Here is a 4,423-nt window from a genome sequence, read left to right as displayed (position 1 = left end):
TATGGCTGTCTCTACGGTGTTACCGTCAGGGGTATAGTTGATATTTGCCGAATCACGCGCCAAATGGTTCAGCACTTTTTGGTACGCGCCTTCGCTGCCATCGCCAGCGCGGTCATCTGGAACAAGCCAGAAATCAGGGGCAGCCGCAACTGATGCCGATTGATCGCCTACTCGAAAGATAACATGGAAGCCATCAGCTTGGTTTGCAGCAGTCTCGGCAACAAAGAAAACCTCATCACCCTCATAGTTGTTTGTGGGTAGCTCCAGCAGGTCGGCGACCAATGGAACCGCCTCGCCGTCATCAAACGAGACGTTATTTCCACTCAGCGATTCGTATGTAACAGCTCCGGAGAAATCCCGAATCCTGATAGAGAAATCACCCTCCACCTTGATGGCAACCTTGTCGCCTTCAAAGAACGGGAAACCACCAACACCCGTGATAATGGGTTGCTTGCCCTCGAACTGCTGGCCTTCTTCCTGAACAAACCAAACGCGCTTGGGCGAGTACTCCGGGTCTTCTCCCGCCTCACCAATCCATATAGACGCCTTGTAAAGCGGTGTGCCGCTATCGCGAACAATGGCGTATACGTTGACTTGCTTAACAATACTGGTCATCGGTTGCGCTCGTATTCAGTCAAGAATTTCAGCTTCTCTGCGTCGGTCTTGTCCTTCAAGTCCTCGAACAGTTTAAGCTGCGCCTCGGCCATGGTGAGCCTGTGCTGCAAGTTTGTTACCTGCCAGAGTAAGTCACCATATATCGCCTTGATTCTGTCTTCCATTATGCCACCACTGCCAGTTTTCGGAGTGTGCCGCTTGAGTCCTTGATCTCAATATATCCATTGATGCTGAGAACGGACGAAACAAACGTGCCGAACTTGATTTTACCACTACCCTTGGTTAAAAACGACAGGTCAACATTAGTGTCAGAACCCGTGGCCTCAATAGATGGCGCTTGGCCGGTAATGCCAGAAGATATATTCAGGCTGTTTACCGCCGTAGGGGATGAGACAAAGCAGGCGATATTGTTGCCAACGCCGTTTATGCACAGCCCGGAGTTGTCGCGCAGTATCGCGTACTCATCAGCGCTGGTTGTGTCGCCCTTGATGACGAATGTGGAATTACCCGCCGCGTTGTACCATCGCAGAAAGTGGCTATTGCTGCTGTCCCCTTCGCTTGATAGGGATATGGCCTCTCCATCGGTTAGCGCGTCACGCATGAATACGAGTCCGCGATTCCAGGTGTTGTCATTCTTGAGAACAACAATGCCCGCATTGGATGGGTTGGCAGATGAACCGCCGAAGGGTGGATCACCACCGCCAGCCAGCCACACACCGAACACGCCGCCCGTCTGTGCGTTTGGCGTCAGCGAAAGGTCAGCGCCTTTGTTCTTTGCGGCAACCTCTATCCCGTAGGACTGGTTGGCTCCTGACTCATGTTGCAGCTCAGCGATAAAGCCCCAAGCCGTGCCGCCCGCTGAATCATTGATTGGGGCAGAACCAACGCCAATAACCTCGTTGGATCCGGTATTGTCCGAGTTGCGAGAAGCGCCCACAATGGCGTACTTGCCGTTGCGCGTGACAGACAGGAGCTGAGCATTGATGCCTAAGTACGCCGGGTAATCCTTAACACCGACAGTCTCTTGACCTAGCCAGCTATTCCCGCCGTCTGTTGATAGGTTGTCTCCTGCGAAGTTGGCCGCAGCATCACCAACGAACACGCGGTCTGAGAACCGCCAAATATGCCCGCCGTTATCAGTGTCAAAGCCTGAATAAATATCCAGATTGCCGCCGTTGCTGAACTCTTCCCAAGTCAGTGCGGGGCTTGGTAGCCAAGGGGTAGTCTTGCCTGAAATCGGCGTACCTATCTCATAGCCGCCCGCAACGTAGGGGATATACACAACGTCAGTTTCATCGCCCGCCGTGTTGAATGCCGTGTAATCATCGACAACGCCGCCACCCTCTGCACCGAAGGCTAAGGTGGTCTTCCACACCGCTTCTACGGGATTCCATGCCGCGCCATCAGACTTAACGTGGCCAACATCGTCAACGTGGTAGGTGACGCCGCTGTTGTCTTCCGCCGCCGGGAGGTTGTCGTAGCTATCAACCGACAAAACCGCCGCTGATTCAACATCATTAATATTTGAGTTTGGCGAGTAGTAGACTTGGCTACTCTCGCTGTTCAGCACCTTAATACTATAATCGCCATCAACGCGAACAGTAACGCGGGAGCCGTTGTAAGTGGGGACACCGCCCGCAGAAGTGCGCACCGGCTGAATGCCCGCTATTTCTGTACCGTCTTCCTGAACGAAGAATATATCTTTCTGGTTCGCGCCAACTTCTGGGTCAAGGTCTGGCTCCCCGATATAGATGTAAGCGCTGGCAAGTGGCCGCCCAGTATCGAAATCGGCGTAATATGATTGGGGAAAGTTTACTGTTGTACGTGCCATTGGCTAGCCTCAGTATTCAGTTGAAAGCAGTGTTTCAAGGGCTTTGATTGCATTCTCTTCATTCACGCCGCGAGCCGCCTTATATCCGGCCTTTACGCCTTCAGCAGCCAATCCTGTGAGCGTCTTCTGGCCTAGGGCAGTATCAGCAACTCGGTCTGCTGTTTTATCCATCTCGCCGCCTATAGACGTTTTTGCGGATGAACCGAACATTGCGTCAAGGCGCTCGGCAAATGAAATTTGGTCGCGAATATCATCAGGGAATCCGCCCCCATATTTTACCACTAAATCCTCGGCATCTTTCATCGCTGAGCGGAGAGGCGCGCCCGCCTGCGCATTACTCAAGACGCGGCGAAGCCCTGTGCCAACTGCCTGATTGAATTCGTCGTCATCAATCTTGACCTTAGCCCCAGATGATTTGCGAATATCCTCCAAGGCGCTCAGCGTCTCAGAGTACTTGGTATTGGCCTCGCGGTAATCGGGGAAGGCATCTCCCAAAACTCGATTCAAGTCACCGCGCAAGTTCTTAGCAATACCCTCGACTTGGCCAGCGTTGCCCGTTGCTGAGCCGCCCCAGTTGACCAGCTCGTCAATGTACTTTTTGGCTATATGAACTTCTCTAGCGTCCACCGGATTATCAGTATCAAGGTGGTTGATAATATCTCTAATAATCTTTTGTGGCTTTCCAGAGCTTCTAAAAATTGACTGGGAGAAATCAGGCTTAATCTTCCCGTCTGCACCTCGAACCACAACCACGCCATTATCGTTGAGACGGGTAATGAAACTATCAATAGCTGGTGTGTAATCAACGAACTCTCCCGCCAAGGCTTTAGCCGCTTGGTTTACCTCTTTACCACCTTCCCTGTTCACATCACGCAAAAACTTAACGCGGTCAGCCATAGATTTCCCGGCAACATCCCAAGGGCGAAACTGGTTCTGATACCGAAGATTCTTTTTGCCGCGCTTCAATATCTCGAGCTGCGCCCTCATCTTCTTTCGGGTTTCCGGGGATGCAGTCTTCACCATTGCAACGAGGTTTGGGTCAACGCCTTGCTTGATGGCTTGGGATGCAATGGGGTCTTTCACCAGCTTGCCGCCCTTAATCACAAAGTCGGCTTTTTCTGGGTCTTCCGGGTTTGCAATGTACTTCTGCAAGTCTCCGCCCTGTTGGGACAGGTTGATTGTCTCTTCAGCGTCTTTGACGCCGGGAACCTTAACAGCCCTGCTTGATGTCTCAGCAAAGCCCGGAACTATATCTGCGACTTCCTTGCCGAGTGCGGCAGATGGTGAGGCTTGACCTATTCCAAGCATCTCAGCGGCTGCCCCAAGGGGTTTTGTCACATCGCGGCCCGCAACAGTCGCCATACCTGCCGCCGCTGGGAGAGAAGCCCCAGCCGCGCTAACAACATCGCGAGCCGTACCCTCCTCCATGAATCCGCCGCGTATACCGTAAGGCTCAAGCGCCCCTGTCAGGGTTGGGACTCTAGCCTCAACACCGGCAAGGGACAGAATGTTGTTTATGGCTCCCGGCCCAAGGAAGTCGATCAGCTCGGTTACGGATCGGTTAGCGCCCGCTGCGAACTCCCCTAGAACATCTAGTGCGTCTTGCCCTAGCGTGTCGCCTTGGGGTTGCTCGGCTAGCTCTTGAGGGGCATCCCCATCAGCAAGGTAAGCGTCCGGGTCAAAACCGCCTGTTTCAGCAAGGTAAGCGTCTGGGTCAAATGCCATTACTGAGCACCTAATCTTTGCATGATTGCAGCAGCCCTAGGGTCATTGGGGTTTGCCTTAGCCCAATCTAGCGCAGCCTGATCTTTGGGGGAGTACTGAGACACATCACCAGACTCATCGGGACGGCGCAGCTCCTCGATTGCGGCCACCTCGCCGTTTTCAATCTTTTGCTTCCACGCCTCAATCATACCCTTGGTGTTGTCGTTGCGGGAAATGTAGTCAGATTTGAACTCTTGAAATTCAGATTCCAGG

5 protein-coding genes are annotated in these 4,423 nt (G+C 53.0%); all 5 read right to left on the bottom strand.

Annotated features, from left to right (window positions below):
* Positions 1–615, bottom strand: a 615-nt coding sequence (locus ABYP33_RS17530; protein WP_373092476.1) for a hypothetical protein, incomplete at its 3' end; no start/stop codon positions are given.
* Positions 612–779, bottom strand: a complete 168-nt coding sequence (locus tag ABYP33_RS17525; protein ID WP_373092474.1) for a hypothetical protein — start codon at positions 777–779, stop codon at positions 612–614. The genes ABYP33_RS17525 and ABYP33_RS17530, both read right to left, overlap by 4 nt.
* Positions 779–2,446: a phage tailspike protein gene (locus ABYP33_RS17520; RefSeq protein ID WP_373092472.1), complete on the bottom strand. Its 1,668-nt coding sequence runs from the start codon at positions 2,444–2,446 to the stop codon at positions 779–781. The genes ABYP33_RS17525 and ABYP33_RS17520 overlap by 1 nt, the downstream gene beginning before the upstream one ends.
* Before the next feature lie 9 nt (positions 2,447–2,455).
* Positions 2,456–4,171: a hypothetical protein gene (locus tag ABYP33_RS17515; protein ID WP_373092470.1), complete on the bottom strand. Its 1,716-nt coding sequence runs from the start codon at positions 4,169–4,171 to the stop codon at positions 2,456–2,458.
* A partial coding sequence (locus tag ABYP33_RS17510; protein WP_373092468.1) for a hypothetical protein occupies positions 4,171–4,423 on the bottom strand: 253 nt, incomplete at its 5' end. The genes ABYP33_RS17515 and ABYP33_RS17510, both read right to left, overlap by 1 nt.

The sequence above is a fragment of the Zhongshania sp. genome, from assembly GCF_041584495.1.
In the GTDB taxonomy this organism is placed as follows: Bacteria; Pseudomonadota; Gammaproteobacteria; order Pseudomonadales; family Spongiibacteraceae; genus Spongiibacter.
Note: the sequence above shows the minus strand (reverse complement) of the source record. Positions and strands in the feature narration are given on the sequence as shown.

Coding starts and splice junctions, on each gene's coding strand:
- ABYP33_RS17525 (WP_373092474.1), bottom strand. CDS start 779: ATGGAAGACAGAATCAAGGCGATATATGGTGACTTACTCTGGCAGGTA.
- ABYP33_RS17520 (WP_373092472.1), bottom strand. CDS start 2,446: ATGGCACGTACAACAGTAAACTTTCCCCAATCATATTACGCCGATTTC.
- ABYP33_RS17515 (WP_373092470.1), bottom strand. CDS start 4,171: ATGGCATTTGACCCAGACGCTTACCTTGCTGAAACAGGCGGTTTTGAC.